The following is a 15,121-nucleotide window of genomic DNA, read 5'->3' as shown; positions in this document are numbered from 1 at the left end:
GCCCGGCGGGTCGCTCGCGGCGCGCCTACGCGAGGACCAGGACGGCGCACGGCAGCGCCGCCGCGACCGCGCCGAGGGCGAGCACCACGGTGTCCGACCTCGTCCACGGCGCCGGCTCCGCCCAGGTGCGGCGGTGGGCGGCGGCGAAGCCGCGGGCGTCCATCGCGACGGACATGACGGTCGCGTCGCGCAGGGTGGCCGCCAGGACGGCGAACGTCACCGACGCCGCGTGCCGCGCCCGCGAGAGCGGCCCCCGGCCGGGCCCGACGCCCCGCGACCGGCGGGCACGGGAGGCCTGCTGCCACACGGTGCCGAGCCGCTCGAACCGCTGCAGCGCCGCCCCGACCCCGACGACGAAGCGGGCCGGCAGGCGCAGCCGCTGGCCGAGCTGGTCGGCCAGGCCGCTCGGGTCGACCAGCGGCGCGAGCGCCACCCCCGGCAGCGCGAGCACCGCGATGCGGGCCCCGGCCACGCCCGCGACCACGGGGTCGTGGCCGCCGAGCAGCCAGGTCGACCAGGTCACCGACGCGACCGCGACGACCACCGTGAGATATCGCAGCGGCGACCCCACGCCGCGCGGCAGCAGCACCAGCCCGAGGGCCAGGCAGGCGCCGAGCCCGGCGGCCGCGCTGGCGACGTCCCGCACCCCCAGCGAGGCGACCAGGCCGAGCAGCCCGAGGACCACGAGCACGAGGTCGTTCACCCGCGCCAGCACGCCGGTCACGCCGCCACCACCTGTCGCTGGCGTGCCGGACCGTCGAGCCGCACCTGGTGGCCGGCGTGGGCCACGAGGTGCCCGTCGTGGGTGCTCGCCGCGACCGTGGCCCCGTGCCGGGCGGCGGCGACGGCCCAGCCGGCCACCGCGGCCCAGGTCTGCCGGTCCTGCCCGACGGTGGGCTCGTCGAGCAGCACGAGCCCCGGGCGGTGCGCGAGCGCGGCCGCCAGGGCGAGCCGGCGCTGCTCGCCGCCGGACAGCCGGAACGGGTGCGCGTCGGCGAGGTGGTCGAGGCGCAGCAGCGCGAGCACCTCGTCCGCGTCCACGGCGACGCCGAGGCGGCGCCCCGTGAGCTCGACCTCGTCCCGCACCCGCAGGGCGAGCAGGCCGTGCTCCGGCTGCTGCGGTACCCACCCGCACGACCGGGCGAGGTCGCGCGAGCGCGCGGTACGCCCTGGGGCGCCCCGCACCTCGCCGGCCGTCGGTCGCAGATGCCCCGCGACCGTGGCGACGAGGGTGGACTTCCCCGCCCCCGACGGCCCCGTCACGGCCGTGAGCCGCCCCGCCGGCAGCCGCGCGGCCACGCCGTCGAGCGCATTCGTGGTGGTGCGCCCGCGCAGGCCGCGGGTCACCAGGTCGACGCGGAGCCCCTCGACGACGACGTCCGGCCCGGGCCCGTCCGGCGCCACCAGCGACGCGGGCACGTCCAGCGGCGCGGGCGCGGGCACCCCGGGCAGCCACACCCCGGCCCGGGTCAGCTCGTCCCGCAGCGAGGTCGCGCCGCCCGCGGGGACGTCGAGCGCGGCGGCGTCGAGCGCAGCCGGCGCGACGTCGTGCGTGATCCGGCCGCCCGGACCGAGCACGACGACGCGGTCCAGGTGCTCGAACCACGGCCCGACGTGGTGGTCAACCACGACGAGGGACGTGTCCGTGCCCTCCAGCGCGCCGACGACGGCGGCGCGCACCTCGGCCGCGGCGGCCGGGTCGAGCATGGCCGTCGGCTCGTCGAGCAGCAGCAGGCCGGGCGTCCGGGCGAGCGCCCCGGCGAGCGCCAGCCGCTGCAGCTCACCGCCCGAGAGGGCCGACGTGGGACGGCCGGTCGGGTACCGCAGTCCCACCCGGTCCAGCGCCTCGTCCGTGCGGCGCCAGATCTCCGCCCGCGGCAGGCCGGCGTTCTCGGGCCCGAACGCGACGTCCCGCCCGATCCGGGACGCGACCACCGCGGAGCCCGGGTCCTGCGGGACGTACCCGACCCCTCCGTCCACGTGCACGGTGCCGGACAGCTCCCCCGGCAGCGGGTCCCCGAGCACTCCCGCCAGCGCGTGCAGCACGGTCGACTTGCCGGCGCCGCTGGGGCCGACCAGCCCCACGCGCTCCCCCGCGCCGACGGTGAGGTCGAGGCCGTCGACCGTCGGGGTCGCGCGCCCCGTGGGCCGCCAGCGCAGCCCCCGCACGCGCGCCCGGACGTCGTCGCGTGCCACGGCGTCAGGCCCGGGTGCGGCCGGCGGCGCGGCCCGTGCGGCCGGCGGCACGATCAGCAAGGTCGCGCCCGGGCCCGAAGGCGTCGAGCACGCCGGCCCGGGCCAGGGCGCGCACGAGCGCCGCGCCCCCGAGCCCCGCGAGCAGCGCGCCGGACAGCGCGAAGAGGCCCAGGTAGGCCAGCCGGAAGGGCCACTCCCAGTCGGGGTAGTACGCGAACCACTCGTACACGGCACCGCACGCGCCCGCCGCCGCGCCCGCCAGGGCGGCGACGGCGGTGCCGAAGCGGCGGTACAGGAACAGGGCGAGCACGAGCTCGGCGCCGAACCCCTGGACGACGCCGGAGACGATCGCCGAGAAGCCCCAGCCGGCGCCGAGCAACGCCTCGACGCTCGCGGCGACCACCTCGGTGAGCAGCGCCGCGCCGGGGCGGCGGACGATGAGCCCGCCCAGCACCCCGCCGAGCAGCCAGCCGCCCCCGAGCAGACCGGTGGCCGGTGGGAACACGACCGCCAGACCGGCGGACAGCAGGTGGTAGAGCTGGGTCCAGCCCCAGAAGACGACGCCGACGGCCACGCCGAGCATGGCCACGGTGACGAGGTCGACGGTGCGGTACCGCAGGGACGGGATGCGCGAGAAAATGGGCGCGGACATTCCAGGTAACTCCCTTCGCCGGTGCTAACCGGAGCAGGTTCCAAGGGTCTGCGGCTGTGCCCGCACTCTCAGCGCCCCTTCGACGGCGCTCCCCTGTCATGGGTGTCTTCAGATGTGACGGCCGACGAGGCGGCCGCAGGGCCGACCTTAGGCGACGTCGGCGTCGGCGCAAGGGGCGTCCCGTACGGTGAAACCCCTGGTCATGCGAGAAGGCCCGGAACCATGAGGTTCCGGGCCTTCTCGTCGGGGTGGAGCTGAGGGGACTCGAACCCCTGACCCCCTGCATGCCATGCAGGTGCGCTACCAGCTGCGCCACAGCCCCGAGAACCGACTCTCGCGACCGCGGACGGCCAGGCGATTCGTCTGATTCGGTGTGTTCCTCCGGGCTTGCGCCCCTCGGGAACGTCGATATCTTAGGCAGACTTCGGGCCAGGTTCCAAATTCCAGTCCGGCCCCGCCTGCCAGCGGTCCAGGGGGTACCCCGCGCCCACGTTGTGCGCCACGAGTCGCCAGGCCGGCTCGGCCCCCTCGCCTGCACGGTGCAGGTGGGACCAGTGCACGTTGTGCATGCCGGACAGCCCGCGCCAGGTGGTCGGGTCGAGCCCGAGCAGCGCCGTCACCGCCAGCGAGATCGCGGCCCCGTGCGACACGACGACGAGGGTCGCGTCGTCGTCCAGGTCCGCGACGTGCTCGGCCACGGCCACGGCCATGCGCTGCGCGACCGCCGCCTTCGTCTCAGCGCCCGCCCCCGCCGGCTCGGCACCGAGCCGCCAGGCGGCGTACTCCTCGGGCCAGCGCTCCTGCAGCTCCGCGCCGGTGAGGCCCTCCCAGGCGCCGAAGCCGCGCTCCCGGAGCCGCTCGTCGGCGACGACGGACATCCCGCCGAGCGCGTCCGCGTAGGCGGCCGCCGTCTCGACGGCACGCCCCAGGTCGGAGGACACGATGCGCGTCGCGCGGTGCGACGACGCGAGCGCGGAGCCGCCCTCCGCCGCCTGCCAGCGGCCGACCTCGTCGAGCGGGATGTCGATCTGCCCCTGCAGCCGCAGCGAGGCGTTGTACGCGGTGCGGGCGTGCCGCAGCAGGACGACGGTGCCGGCCGTCACCGCTCGTCGCCCGCGAGGCGGATCACGCCGTCGCCGCCGTCGTCGCCGTACTCGGCAGCGGCCGCCGCGCCGTCGCCGCCGCGCGCGTCCTCGGGCAGCTCGACCGCCGGGCAGTCCTTCCACAGCCGCTCGAGCGCGTAGTACACGCGGTCCTCGGCGTGCTGCACGTGGACGACGACCTCGCCGAAGTCCAGCAGCACCCAGCGCGCCTGCGCCTTGCCCTCGCGGCGGATCGGCTTGGACCCGGCGAGGAACATCGCCTCCTCGACGGCGTCCACGATGGCCGAGACCTGCCGCTCGTTGGTGCCCGAGGCGATGAGGAACACGTCGGTGAGCACCAGCTGGTCGCTCACGTCCAGGGCGATGATCTCCTGCGCCTTGCGGTCGGACGCGGCCCGGGCGGCTACGACCGCCAGCTCGACGGCGCGGGGGCTGGCGGTCATGCGGCGGCTCCGGGGTGTTCGAGGGTGAGCGAGTGGCCGGCCGCGGGGGCGGCCTGGTCCGTCTGGAAGTCGTTCGTGTCCGGGCCCCCGAGCAGAAGCTTCCACACCAGCAGGCCGAGCACGAACGCGACGACCACGAGGACGATGTAGTGCAGCCAGGTGTACGACGCCTCGGGCTCGTCCCAGTCCTCGTCGTCGTCCTCGTCGACCTGCGGCGCGGCGGAACGCGCCCGGACGGGCTGCTCGGACGCCACCAGCGCGTCGAACGGCGACGCGGCGGGACGCTCGGCGGCGGCCGGCGCCTGCGCGGCACCGGGCGCGGGGCGCGAGGGCGGCACGGACGCGGGCCGCTCGGTCGTCGGGCTCGCCCAGGGCAGCGGGGGCGCCACCGACGTGGAGGCGGCGGGCGGCGGGGTGGTCGGCGCCGCGGCGGGCGGCATCGACGACGGGGCCGACGACAGGGCCGACGGCGCCGACGTCGTGCCGAACGGCGACGCGGTGCCCGTCGTCGCGAACGGTGAACGGCGGGTGGGTCCGTCGGGGCGCGGGGCGACCGTGGCCGGCGGGCTGGCCGCGGGGGGCGCGGAGCTCGCCGACGGGCTCGAGGGCGCGGCCAGCGGGGGCATCCCGAGCCCGGTGGCGGCGCCCGTCGGCGCCGCACCGGGGTCGCGGCGGGTCGAGGTGCGCGCAGGAGGCGCGGCCGGGGCGCTGGGCGCCGGCGCGGGCCGGACCGCGGGCGTGGGGGCGACGGCGCGGGACATCTCCCCGGTGGGCCGCTGGATCGGGGCCAGGCGCCCGGTCTCGTCCAGCCCGCGCACGCCGGCGGAGGTGGACGGCGGCCGCACCATCGGTGCAGGGGCCGGGGCGGCGGGCGCGGGGCTCTGCTCGCGGAGCGAGCGGCGGGACGGCGCGCTTGCGGCCGGCGCGGAGAACCGCGGAGCGGGCGCCTGGCCGGCGGGCGGGCCGAACGGCGACCGGGCCGCGGCGGGCGCGCCGTACTCCGGCGCGGGCGGCGCCTGCTGCCCGGCGCTGGCCTGTGCGGCGGCGGCCGCCTGCTCCCGCTCGCGGATCTCGCGGCGGGTCAGCGGGCGGGACGGGTTGTTGTCACTCATCGAGACCTCGATACAGACCGTGCTTGGCGATGTACTGGACCACGCCGTCCGGCACCAGGTACCACACCGGTTGGCCGGCCTGCGCCCGACGACGGCAGTCGCTCGACGAGATCGCCAACGCCGGGACCTCCAGCGTCGTGACCCCGTCGTGGGGCAGGCCGTCCACCATGAGCTGGTGCCCCGGCCGCGTGACAGCCACGAAGTGTGCCATCTCCCACAGGAGCGCGGCATCCTTCCAGGTCAGGATCTGCTCGATCGCGTCCGCGCCGCTGATGAAGAACAGGTCGGCGTCGGGTCGCTGCTCGTGCAGGTCCCGCAGGGTGTCGACGGTGTACGTGAGTCCCGGACGGTCGATGTCGACCCGGCTCACGGTGAACCGGGGGTTCGACGCCGTCGCGATCACCGTCATGAGGTAGCGGTGCTCGGCCTGCGACACCTTCTGGTGCTGCTTGAAGGTCGGCTTGCCCGTGGGGACGAAGACGACCTCGTCGAGGTCGAGCAGCGCCGCCGCCTCGCTGGCGGCGACCAGGTGCCCGTGGTGGATGGGGTCGAAGGTGCCGCCCATCACGCCGAGGCGCGGACGGCGCGGCTGCGACGACGGCTCGTTCACGCTGACCGGAAGGCGGTCGTCAGTGGTGGCGGTTGGACACGTTGCGGAAGGCGTACGTCACCACGAGCGCGGCGACCAGGCCGCCGAACGCGAGGAGACCCATCGCGATCGGGGAGATGGTCTCGGCGTGCTCGGCGGCCTCCTGGGCCACCTGGACGGCGGTGTGCAGCACGGGTTCCTCCTGTGCGTGGGTGTGCGACGGGTCGCGACGGGCAGGGTCGGGGGTCAGTCTCTCACGCGGGCCGGACGTGTCCGTCGCCGTGCACGACCCACTTCGTGGTGGTCAGCTCGGCCAGTCCCATCGGCCCGCGCGCGTGCAGCTTCTGCGTGGAGATGCCGATCTCGGCGCCCAGCCCGAGCTCGCCGCCGTCGGTGAAGCGCGTGGACGCGTTCACCATCACGGCGGCCGAGTCGACCTCCGCGACGAACCGCTCGGAGGCGGCCAGGTCGCGGGTGACGATCGCCTCGGTGTGCCCCGACGACCAGGTACGGATGTGCTCGACGGCGTCGTCGAGCGAGTCGACGACCCGCACCGCGAGCTCCAGCGCGAGGTACTCGGTGGCCCAGTCGGCGTCGGTCGCGGGCAGCACCTCGACGGACTCGGGGGCGAGCGCGACCGTGCGCGCGTCGCCGTGCAGCACGACGCCCGCGCCGCCCAGCGCGGCGAGCGCCGCGGGGAGGAACGCCTCGGCGGCGTCCGCGTGCACCAGCAGCGTCTCGGCCGCGTTGCACACGCCGACCCGCTGCGTCTTCGCGTTCATCACGATCTCGACGGCGCTCGCGACGTCGGCGGTGGCGTCCACGTACACGTGCACGTTGCCGACGCCGGTCTCGATGACCGGCACGGTCGACGACTCGACGACCGTGCGGATGAGGTCGGCGCCGCCGCGCGGGACGAGCACGTCCACCAGCCCGCGCGCCTGCATGAGCGCGACGCCGCCCGGGCGGCCGTAGGCGTCGATGGTCTGCACGAGGTCCGCCGGCAGGCCCTGGGCCCCCAGCGCACGCCGCAGCACGTCGACGATCACCGCGTTGGACGACGCCGCCGCGCTGCCGCCGCGCAGGATCACCGCGTTGCCCGACTTCAGCGCCAGGCCCGCGGCGTCCACCGTGACGTTGGGCCGGGCCTCGTAGATCATCCCGACCACGCCCATCGGCACGCGCAGCTGGCGCAGGCGCAGGCCGTTCGGCAGCGTCTGCCCGCGCACCACCTCGCCCACGGGGTCGGGCAGGCCGGCGAGCTCGCGCAGGGCGTCCGCGATGGTGCCGATGCGTGCCGGCGTGAGCGCCAGCCGGTCGAGCAACCCGTCGCTCAGCCCGCGGTCGCGCCCGCGGGCGAGGTCGTCGGCGTTCGCCGTCACGATCTCGTCGGCCGCGGCCACGAGGGCGTCGGCCAGCGCGTGCAGCGCCGCGTCCTTGGTGGCCCGGGTGGCCGTGGCGAGCGTCCGCGACGCGACCTGGGCCCGGCGTGCGACGTCGCGCACGGCGCCGGTGACGTCGGTGGACGCCGCGCCCGATCCCGCGCCGCCCGCGGCCAGGTCCTCCGTGAGGGTCGTGGTCATCCCCCGAGCGTACGACGGCGACGCGCGCGGCGGCAGACCCCTCTCACCAGGAGGGACGGGGCGCGCGCGGAGGCACGAGCCGGGTCGACGCCGGGGCGTGGTCACTCATCGGCCCGGAACTCATCGCCGGTGCTCGAGCACCAGGTCGTCGCGGTGCACGACCTCCCGGTCGTAGCCCTCCCCGAGCTCGGCCCGCAGGTCGAACGTGGAGCGGCCCAGCAGCCCCGGCAGCTCGCCGGAGTCGAACGCGACGAGCCCGCGCGCCACGACCGCGCCGTCCGGTGCGACCAGCTCCACCGGGTCGCCCGCCTCGAACGTGCCCTCGACGCGCGTGACGCCCGCGGGCAGCAGGGACGCCCGGCCGCCGAGCACCGCCCGCGCCGCGCCGTCGTCCAGGTGGAGGCGGCCGTGGGCCTGGGCCGCGTGCGCGATCCACAGCCGCCGCGCCGTCGTGCGCCGGCCCGTCACCGCGAAGAACGTGCCGACGTCCTCGCCCGCCAGCGCGGCAGCGACGTTCCGCGCGCTGGTGAGCACGACCGGCACGCCGGCACCGGTCGCGATCCGGGCCGACTCGAGCTTGGTCACCATGCCGCCCGTGCCGACCGCGCTGCCGCGCGCGGTGACCTCGACGCCCTCGAGGTCCCCCAGGTCCGCCACGTGCGCGATGCGCCGGGCGCCGGGGCGAGACGGCGGCGCGTCGTGCAGGCCGTCGACGTCGGTGAGCAGCACCATGGCGTCCGCGCGCACGAGGTGCGAGACGAGGGCGGCCAGGCGGTCGTTGTCGCCGAAGGTGAGCTCGTCGGTGGTCACGGCGTCGTTCTCGTTGACGACGGGCACGACGCCGAGCGCCAGCAGCCGCTCCAGGGAGCGCTGCGCGTTGCGGTACCGCGACCGGCGCACCGTGTCCTCGGCGGTGAGCAGCACCTGCCCGATCTGCAGCCCGTGCGCGGCGAACGCCTCGGTGTACCGCGCCACCAGCTGCCCCTGGCCCAGCATCGCCGCGGCCTGCATGGTCGCGACGTCGCGGGGTCGGGCGCTCAGGCCGAGCGGGCCGATGCCGGCCGCGATCGCGCCGGAGGACACCAGCACGACCTGGGCGCCCGCCGCCGCCCGCGCGGCCAGCACGTCGACGAGCGCGCGCAGCGCCGCGAGGTCGAGGTGGCCGTCCGGGCCGGTGAGCGACGACGAACCGATCTTGACGACGATCCGGTGTGCCGTGGGCAGGCTGGCGCGGGAGGTGGCGGCGTTCACCCCGGCATTCTCGCCGGATCCGCGCTCAGTCGTCGTCGGGGTCCGTCCAGTGACCCGACTGGCGCTCCGTCCACAGCTCGCGGCGCGCCTCCGTCTTGGCGTCCATGCGCTCCTGGTGCTCGCGGCGCTTGTCGCCGCGGGTCGGCCGCGCGCTCTCGTCGAGCCGCAGGTCCGTGCCGCGCGCGCCGAGCAGCTCCGGCCCGGTGCTGAGCGTGGGCTCCCAGTCGAAGACGACGGCGTTGGTCGGGTCGCCGATGCGCACCTCGTCGCCCGCGACCGCGCCCGCCTTGAGGAGCTTGTCCTCGACGCCCAGCTTGGCGAGCCGGTCGGCGAGGAAGCCGACGGCCTCGTCGTTGTTGAAGTCCGTCTGGCGCACCCAGCGCTCCGGCTTGGACCCACGGACCTCGTAGTAGACGCCCTCGTGCTCCCGCTTGGCCGTGACGGTGAACCCGGCCTCGTCGACCGCACGCGGGCGCAGCACGACGCGGGTCGGCTCCGGTGCGGGGGCGGCGGCGCGGGCGCGCTCGACCAGCTCGCCCAGCGCGAAGGTCAGCGGGCGCAGGCCCTCGTGGCTGGCGGTCGAGACCTCGAAGACCCGCAGGCCGCGCGCCTCGAGGTCGGGACGCACCAGCTCGGCGAGCTCGCGCGCCTCGGGCACGTCGATCTTGTTGAGCACGACGAGACGGGGTCGCTCGGTGAGGGGGACCCGGCCGCCCTCGATGCCGAGGTCGCCGGCGTAGGCGGCCAGCTCGGCCTCGATCACGTCGAGGTCGCTGAGCGGGTCGCGGCCCGGCTCGAGGGTGGCGCAGTCGAGCACGTGCACGAGCACGGCGGTGCGCTCGACGTGGCGCAGGAACTCCAGCCCGAGGCCCTTGCCCTCGCTCGCCCCGGGGATGAGGCCGGGGACGTCGGCCACCGTGTAGCGGGTGTCGCCCGCCTGCACGACGCCGAGGTTGGGGATGAGCGTCGTGAACGGGTAGTCCGCGATCTTGGGGCGCGCGGCGGAGATCGCCGCGACCAGCGAGGACTTGCCGGCGCTCGGGTACCCGACGAGGGCGACGTCGGCGATCGACTTGAGCTCGAGGACGACCTCGTGCTCCTCGCCGGGCTCGCCGAGCAGGGCGAAGCCCGGGGCCTTGCGCTTCGGGGAGGCGAGGGCGCGGTTGCCCAGCCCGCCGCGGCCGCCCTGCGCGACGACGTACTCCGCGCCCGCGCCCACCAGGTCGGCGAGCACGTTCCCGGCGCGGTCCTTGACGACCGTGCCGTCGGGCACGCCGAGCACGAGGTCGCCGCCGTTGGCGCCGTCGCGGTCGTCGCCCATGCCCTGCGTGCCGTTGGTCGCGCGGCGGTGCGGCGAGTGGTGGTACTCGAGCAGCGTCGTCGTCTGCGGGTCCACGACGAGCTTCACCGTGCCGCCGTCACCGCCGTTGCCGCCGTCGGGCCCCGCGAGGGGCTTGAACTTCTCGCGGCGGATCGACGCGACGCCGTGGCCGCCGTCACCGCCCACGGCGTGCAGCACCACGCGATCGACGAAGCTGGCCATGGTCAGATCCTCTCAGGCAAAAAGCGACGAGGGGCGCACCGCGACGGTGCGCCCCTCGTCGTGGACTCGGGTGAGTCGAAGCGTTCGGTGAGGCTCAGACCTCGGCCGCGACGATGTCGATGACCTTGCGGCCACGACGCGTCCCGAAGGCCACCGAGCCGGCGGTCAGCGCGAACAGCGTGTCGTCGCCGCCACGGCCGACGTTCTCGCCGGGGTGGAAGTGGGTGCCGCGCTGGCGGACGATGATCTCGCCGGCCTTGACGACCTGACCGCCGTAGCGCTTCACGCCGAGGCGCTGCGAGTTCGAGTCACGACCGTTGCGCGAGGAGCTCGCGCCCTTCTTGTGTGCCATCTGTCAGACCTGCTTTCTGCGAAGAACGAGGGGATCCGTGCCGCGGGCCGTGCTGCGGGGTGTCGCGCTCGGCCCGGCGGGGGTCACTTGATGCCGGTGACCTTGAGGCGGGTCAGCGGCTGGCGGTGACCCTGGCGCTTGCGGTAGCCGGTCTTGTTCTTGTACTTGAGGATCGTGATCTTCGGGCCCTTCTCGTCCCGCACGACCTCAGCCGTGACCTTGACCTTCGCCAGCTTCGCGGCGTCGGTGGTCACCTTCTCCCCGTCCACCAGAAGCAGAGCGGGCAGCTCCACCGTGTCACCGGCCTGCGCCTTGACTCGGTCCATGACGACGATGTCCCCGACGGACACCTTCTCCTGACGGCCACCGGCCTTGACGATCGCGTACACCACGTTGCTGCTCATCTCTCCTGGTCTGGGCATGCCGCACGACGTTCTTCACCGACTTGGTCTGCAACTCGGCCCGCCGCGGCGGTCGAGTGCGGTGCGTCCTGGGCACACGGGACTGGCACACCGGAGGCGCGCCGACGTCCAAGACTACGTCACGGCGCCGATCGGTTCAAACGTCCTCCGCGGTCGGCGGCCGTGACGTGCCCCACCTCGCGACGGCCGGGCTCACCCCTCGAGCACGAACGTCACCTGCAGGTCCACCTGCCATGCGACGATCGCGCCGTCCGACACCTCGACCTTCTGCTCCTTGACCCACGCCCCGGTGATGTGGCGGACCGTCTGCCCCGCCCGCTCGAGGCCCACGCGGATCGCGTCCTCGAAGCTCGTGTCCGACCGGGCCGTGATCTCCGTGACGCGCGCGACCGTGCCTGCCATGTCGTCCTCCGATCTCGGGCGGGCCGGCGCCGGTCGCCGGCCGCTCCTTCGATCGTCGGCCCGGCCGTGGCTGCTCGCCCGGTGACCGCCGCCGGGCGGGGTGACGATGGGGAGATGACCGGGCGGACAGCACACGCCGGCCTGCCCACGGGCGCCGGCGGCATCGACGACGCGGTGACGGCCGCGCTGCGGGACGTCGACCGGAGCGGCTTCCTGCCCCGCGCGGCCGCCCGGTGGGCGGAGGCCGACAGCCCCGTCGAGATCGGGCACGGCCAGACGTGCTCGCAGCCGTCGACCGTCGCGGCGATGCTCCGCCTCCTCGACGTGCCGACGGGCGCCGACGTGCTCGACGTCGGGTCCGGCTCGGGCTGGACGACGGCGCTGCTCGCGCGCCTCGTCGGGCCCGCCGGGTCGGTGCTGGGGCTGGAGCGGCACGCGGACCTCGCCGCCTGGGGTGCGGCCAACGTGCGCCGCGCCGGCATGCCCTGGGCTCGGGTGGCCCGGGCCGTCCCCGGCCGCCTGGGCGCCCCCCGCGTCGGCGGCTGGGAGCGGGTGCTCGTGTCCGCCGCGCCCACCCGGCTGCCCCAGGAGCTGGTGGACCAGGTCGCCCCCGGCGGACGGATGGTGATCCCCGTCCGCCACGTGATGGTCCTCGTGGAGCGCGACGAGCACGGCACCGTGCGCACCACCGAGCACGGGACCTACTCGTTCGTGCCGCTCGTGACGGACTGACCGCCGCCGGGCCGCCGGCCGTGCCAGGATGCCGGACGTGACCCGCCCCGCGGACTCCCCGCCGCCCCCCGTCCCCTCGCCCCGGACGTCCGATGCCGAGGTGGCCGTCGAGGCCGCCCTCGCCGGCGCGGCCGAGGTCGCCGGCGCCTTCCGGCGCCCCGTGACCCGCCACGCGAAGGTCGGTCTGGACTTCGCCACCGACACCGACGTCGCGGCCGAGCGGGCGGTCCGCGCCGTCCTCGCCGCGGCCCGGGCGGGGGACGCCGTCGTCGGCGAGGAGCTGGGCGCGTCCGGCGGCGACTCCGCCCGGCGGTGGTACGTCGACCCCCTGTGCGGCACGCTCAACTTCGCCGCGGGCGTCCCGTCGTTCGGCGTCAACGTCGCCCTCGCGGAGCATCGGGACGGCGTCGAGCGCGTGCTGGCGGCCGCCGTCGCGGACCCCCTCACCGGCGAGGTGGTGTGGACGGACGGCGTCCGCACCCGCGTGCGGAGCGCGGCGGGCTCCCCCGACGTCGACGCCTCACCCACCCCCGTGACCCGCCTCGTCAACGTGGACGTCGACAACGCCGGCGGGGCGCCCGAGCTCGTCGCCGACGCCGGGCTGCGCGGGGCCTGGGCGGTCCGGGTCGCGTCCACGTCGCTCGCGCTCGCCTGGGTGGCCGCGGGCCGGCACGCCGCCTACGTGACCGGGGCCGGCGTCGACGCCAGCGTCCACTTCCTGCCCGGCGTCGCGCTCTGCGAGGCGGCCGGGTGCGTGGTCACCGACCTCGACGGCGGGCCCGTCCGCGGCGGGCGCGGGATCGTCGCGGCGGCCGACGCCGCGACCTCGCGCGACGTGCTGGCCCGCCTCCGTGCCCTCGGGGGGACATCCCCCTTGTCCTGAGGCTACGGTTCCGTAGGCTCGAGGCATCCGCGCGACCGAGCGACCGCTCACACCTCGGCTGGGAAGTCGACCCCGACCCCTGCGAGGCACGCATGCCCCCAGTCGTCCCGGCCGTCCTCGACAGCTCCGCCGCCCCGCGCGGTGGCGCCGCGGCGAAGTTCACCAGCACGTACGGCGCACTGTCCCGGGAGGTCCGCGAGGCCGGGCTGCTGCGCCGCGCCTACGGCTACTACCTCGTCAACGGCGTCGTCCTCCTCCTGGCGCTCGGCGGCGTGGCGACCGGCTTCGTCCTGCTGGGCGACTCGTGGTTCCAGCTCCTGATCGCGGCCGCGCTGGGCGTCGTGCTCACGCAGCTCGCGTTCCTCACGCACGAGACGGCGCACCGGCAGGTCTTCGCGTCCGGCCCGCTGAACGACCGGGTCGGACGCCTCCTGGCGAACGCCGTGGTCGGCATCAGCTACTCGTGGTGGATGACGAAGCACACCCGCCACCACGCCAACCCCAACCAGGTGGGCAAGGACCCCGACGTCGCCCCCGGGGTCATCTCGTTCACGACGGAGGCCGCCGCCGACCACCACGGGTTCCTCGGCGCGATCACCCGCCGGCAGGGCTGGCTCTTCTTCCCGCTGCTCACGCTCGAGGGGATCAACCTGCACGTGACGGCCGTGCGGTCGCTGCTGACCGGTCCGCCCGAGGACCGGGCGTCGCGGCGGCGCGAGCTCGTCACCATCCTGGTGCGCCTCAGCGTCTACGTGGCGATCGTCCTCTGGTGGTTGCCGCTGGGGCTCGGCCTCGCGTTCCTGGGCGTGCAGCTCGCGGTGTTCGGCGTCTACATGGGTGCGACGTTCGCGCCCAACCACAAGGGCATGACCATGATCCCCGCGGGCAGCCGGATCGACTTCTTGTCGAAGCAGGTGCTCACCTCCCGCAACGTGCGCGGGGGCGCCTGGATGAGCGTGCTCATGGGCGGCCTGAACCTCCAGGTCGAGCACCACCTGTTCCCGAGCATGCCCCGGCCCCACCTGGCGCGGGCGCGGCTCATCGTCCGTGCGCACTGCGCGCAGCTCGGGCTGCCGTACACCGAGACGTCGCTGCTGCGCTCCTACGCGATCGTCGTGCGCTACCTCAACGAGGTCGGGCTGGCCGCGCGCGACCCGTTCGACTGCCCGCTGCGCCAGCGCCTCGGGCGCGGCTGAGCGTCCCCGCTCCCCCGCGCTGCCGGCGTCATCAGGCGCGGTGCCGCCGGCAGCGCGCCTCGTACGACTCGGCGCCGCCCACGTGCCCCGACGTCGGGGCCAGCGCGTCGTCGACGTCGGCGGGCGCGGCCTCGAGCCGGACGTGGAACGCCGCGTCGCGCCCGCAGACCGCGCACACCGCCGTGAGCTTGGTGACCGACTCGGCGACCGCCATCAACTCGGGCAGCGGGGCGAACGGGCGGCCGTCGAACGTCACCGACAGCCCTGCCACCACGACGACGAGGCCCGCGTCCGCGAGCGCCGTCGCCACGTCCGGCAGGTCGAGGCCGAAGAACTGCGCCTCGTCGACCGCCACGAGCTCTGTCCCGTCCGCGACGAGCGTCTGGATCTCGTCCGCGGCACGCACGCTGCGGGACGGCACCTCGAGCCCCGAGTGCGACGCGACCCGGCCCGGACCGCTGCGCGTGTCCAGCTCGTGCGCGACGACGAGCACGCCACGGCGCGCCACCTGCGCCCGGTGCACGCGGCGCACCAGCTCCTCCGTCTTGCCGGCGAACATGGGGCCGGCGATCACCTCGAGCCGCCCGCTGCGTCCGTCGTCCCCCGTCATGGCCCGAGCATGACACGCGCCGACCACACGACAGGGCCCGGGGGTGACGTCG

The 15,121-nt window shown here is 75.7% G+C and carries 18 protein-coding genes, 1 tRNA gene and 1 riboswitch; of the genes, 3 read left to right on the top strand and 16 right to left on the bottom strand.

Going from position 1 to position 15,121, the window contains the following annotated elements; all coding sequences use genetic code 11:
* Positions 1-25: 25 nt before the first annotated feature.
* The 15 genes from ABZ493_RS10580 to ABZ493_RS10510 form a co-directional block, all read right to left on the bottom strand.
* Positions 26-724 (bottom strand): energy-coupling factor transporter transmembrane component T, encoded by a 699-nt coding sequence (locus tag ABZ493_RS10580; RefSeq protein ID WP_430582124.1) that lies wholly within the window; start codon positions 722-724, stop codon positions 26-28.
* The gene (locus tag ABZ493_RS10575; RefSeq protein WP_430582123.1) at positions 721-2,196 is read right to left on the bottom strand and encodes an ATP-binding cassette domain-containing protein; all 1,476 of its coding nucleotides are present in this window, start codon (positions 2,194-2,196) and stop codon (positions 721-723) included. Before ABZ493_RS10575 ends, ABZ493_RS10580 begins: the two co-directional genes overlap by 4 nt.
* Positions 2,197-2,200: 4 nt before the next feature.
* Positions 2,201-2,848 (bottom strand): ECF transporter S component, encoded by a 648-nt coding sequence (locus ABZ493_RS10570; RefSeq protein ID WP_430582122.1) that lies wholly within the window; start codon positions 2,846-2,848, stop codon positions 2,201-2,203.
* Positions 2,842-2,953: riboswitch (TPP riboswitch) on the bottom strand. (Overlaps the previous gene by 7 nt.)
* Before the next feature lie 144 nt (positions 2,954-3,097).
* Positions 3,098-3,170, bottom strand: a tRNA-Ala gene (locus ABZ493_RS10565).
* Between the two features lie 91 nt (positions 3,171-3,261).
* Positions 3,262-3,951: a histidine phosphatase family protein gene (locus ABZ493_RS10560; RefSeq protein ID WP_430582121.1), complete on the bottom strand. Its 690-nt coding sequence runs from the start codon at positions 3,949-3,951 to the stop codon at positions 3,262-3,264.
* Positions 3,948-4,394: a ribosome silencing factor gene (gene rsfS, locus ABZ493_RS10555; protein WP_430582120.1), complete on the bottom strand. Its 447-nt coding sequence runs from the start codon at positions 4,392-4,394 to the stop codon at positions 3,948-3,950. The genes ABZ493_RS10560 and rsfS overlap by 4 nt, the downstream gene beginning before the upstream one ends.
* The gene (locus ABZ493_RS10550) at positions 4,391-5,506 is read right to left on the bottom strand and encodes a hypothetical protein (RefSeq protein ID WP_430582119.1); all 1,116 of its coding nucleotides are present in this window, start codon (positions 5,504-5,506) and stop codon (positions 4,391-4,393) included. The genes rsfS and ABZ493_RS10550 overlap by 4 nt, the downstream gene beginning before the upstream one ends.
* A complete protein-coding gene (gene nadD, locus ABZ493_RS10545; RefSeq protein ID WP_430582118.1) occupies positions 5,499-6,116 on the bottom strand; it encodes a nicotinate-nucleotide adenylyltransferase in 618 nt (205 codons plus the stop codon). The genes ABZ493_RS10550 and nadD overlap by 8 nt, the downstream gene beginning before the upstream one ends.
* A gap of 19 nt (positions 6,117-6,135) precedes the next feature.
* A complete protein-coding gene (locus ABZ493_RS10540) occupies positions 6,136-6,288 on the bottom strand; it encodes a hypothetical protein (protein WP_429764031.1) in 153 nt (50 codons plus the stop codon).
* A 61-nt stretch (positions 6,289-6,349) separates the two neighbouring features.
* A complete protein-coding gene (locus ABZ493_RS10535) occupies positions 6,350-7,678 on the bottom strand; it encodes a glutamate-5-semialdehyde dehydrogenase (protein WP_430582117.1) in 1,329 nt (442 codons plus the stop codon).
* A 120-nt stretch (positions 7,679-7,798) separates the two neighbouring features.
* Positions 7,799-8,929 carry a glutamate 5-kinase gene (gene proB / locus ABZ493_RS10530; protein ID WP_430582116.1) on the bottom strand — a complete coding sequence of 377 codons (1,131 nt, stop codon included), beginning with the start codon at positions 8,927-8,929 and terminating at the stop codon, positions 7,799-7,801.
* Between the two features lie 25 nt (positions 8,930-8,954).
* Positions 8,955-10,472 (bottom strand): GTPase ObgE, encoded by a 1,518-nt coding sequence (gene obgE / locus ABZ493_RS10525; protein WP_430582115.1) that lies wholly within the window; start codon positions 10,470-10,472, stop codon positions 8,955-8,957.
* A 94-nt stretch (positions 10,473-10,566) separates the two neighbouring features.
* Positions 10,567-10,824, bottom strand: a complete 258-nt coding sequence (gene rpmA / locus ABZ493_RS10520) for a 50S ribosomal protein L27 (protein WP_430582114.1) — start codon at positions 10,822-10,824, stop codon at positions 10,567-10,569.
* A gap of 83 nt (positions 10,825-10,907) precedes the next feature.
* Positions 10,908-11,216: a 50S ribosomal protein L21 gene (gene rplU / locus ABZ493_RS10515; protein WP_429732712.1), complete on the bottom strand. Its 309-nt coding sequence runs from the start codon at positions 11,214-11,216 to the stop codon at positions 10,908-10,910.
* Between the two features lie 222 nt (positions 11,217-11,438).
* Positions 11,439-11,648, bottom strand: coding sequence for a dodecin family protein (locus ABZ493_RS10510; protein ID WP_429732001.1), 210 nt, complete (start codon positions 11,646-11,648; stop codon positions 11,439-11,441).
* 114 nt (positions 11,649-11,762) lie between these two features.
* Here ABZ493_RS10510 and ABZ493_RS10505 point away from each other — a divergent pair, with 114 nt between their 5' ends.
* The 3 genes from ABZ493_RS10505 to ABZ493_RS10495 all read left to right on the top strand — a co-directional run bounded on the left by ABZ493_RS10505 (position 11,763) and on the right by ABZ493_RS10495 (position 14,459).
* Positions 11,763-12,380 (top strand): protein-L-isoaspartate carboxylmethyltransferase, encoded by a 618-nt coding sequence (locus tag ABZ493_RS10505; protein WP_430582113.1) that lies wholly within the window; start codon positions 11,763-11,765, stop codon positions 12,378-12,380.
* 37 nt (positions 12,381-12,417) lie between these two features.
* On the top strand, positions 12,418-13,263 hold the full coding sequence (locus tag ABZ493_RS10500) for an inositol monophosphatase family protein (RefSeq protein WP_430582112.1): 846 nt from the start codon (positions 12,418-12,420) through the stop codon (positions 13,261-13,263).
* Positions 13,264-13,355: 92 nt separating this feature from the next.
* Entirely contained in the window at positions 13,356-14,459 is a 1,104-nt protein-coding gene (locus tag ABZ493_RS10495; protein WP_430582111.1) for an acyl-CoA desaturase, read from the top strand.
* Positions 14,460-14,490: 31 nt separating this feature from the next.
* On the opposite strand, the gene ABZ493_RS10490 is transcribed toward ABZ493_RS10495, so the two are convergent.
* Positions 14,491-15,069, bottom strand: coding sequence for a thymidine kinase (locus ABZ493_RS10490; protein ID WP_430582110.1), 579 nt, complete (start codon positions 15,067-15,069; stop codon positions 14,491-14,493).
* Between the last annotated feature and the right edge of the window lie 52 nt (positions 15,070-15,121).

The organism is Isoptericola sp. NPDC019482, assembly GCF_040632295.1.
Taxonomy (GTDB): domain Bacteria; phylum Actinomycetota; class Actinomycetes; order Actinomycetales; family Cellulomonadaceae; genus Isoptericola.
Note: the sequence above shows the minus strand (reverse complement) of the source record. Positions and strands in the feature narration are given on the sequence as shown.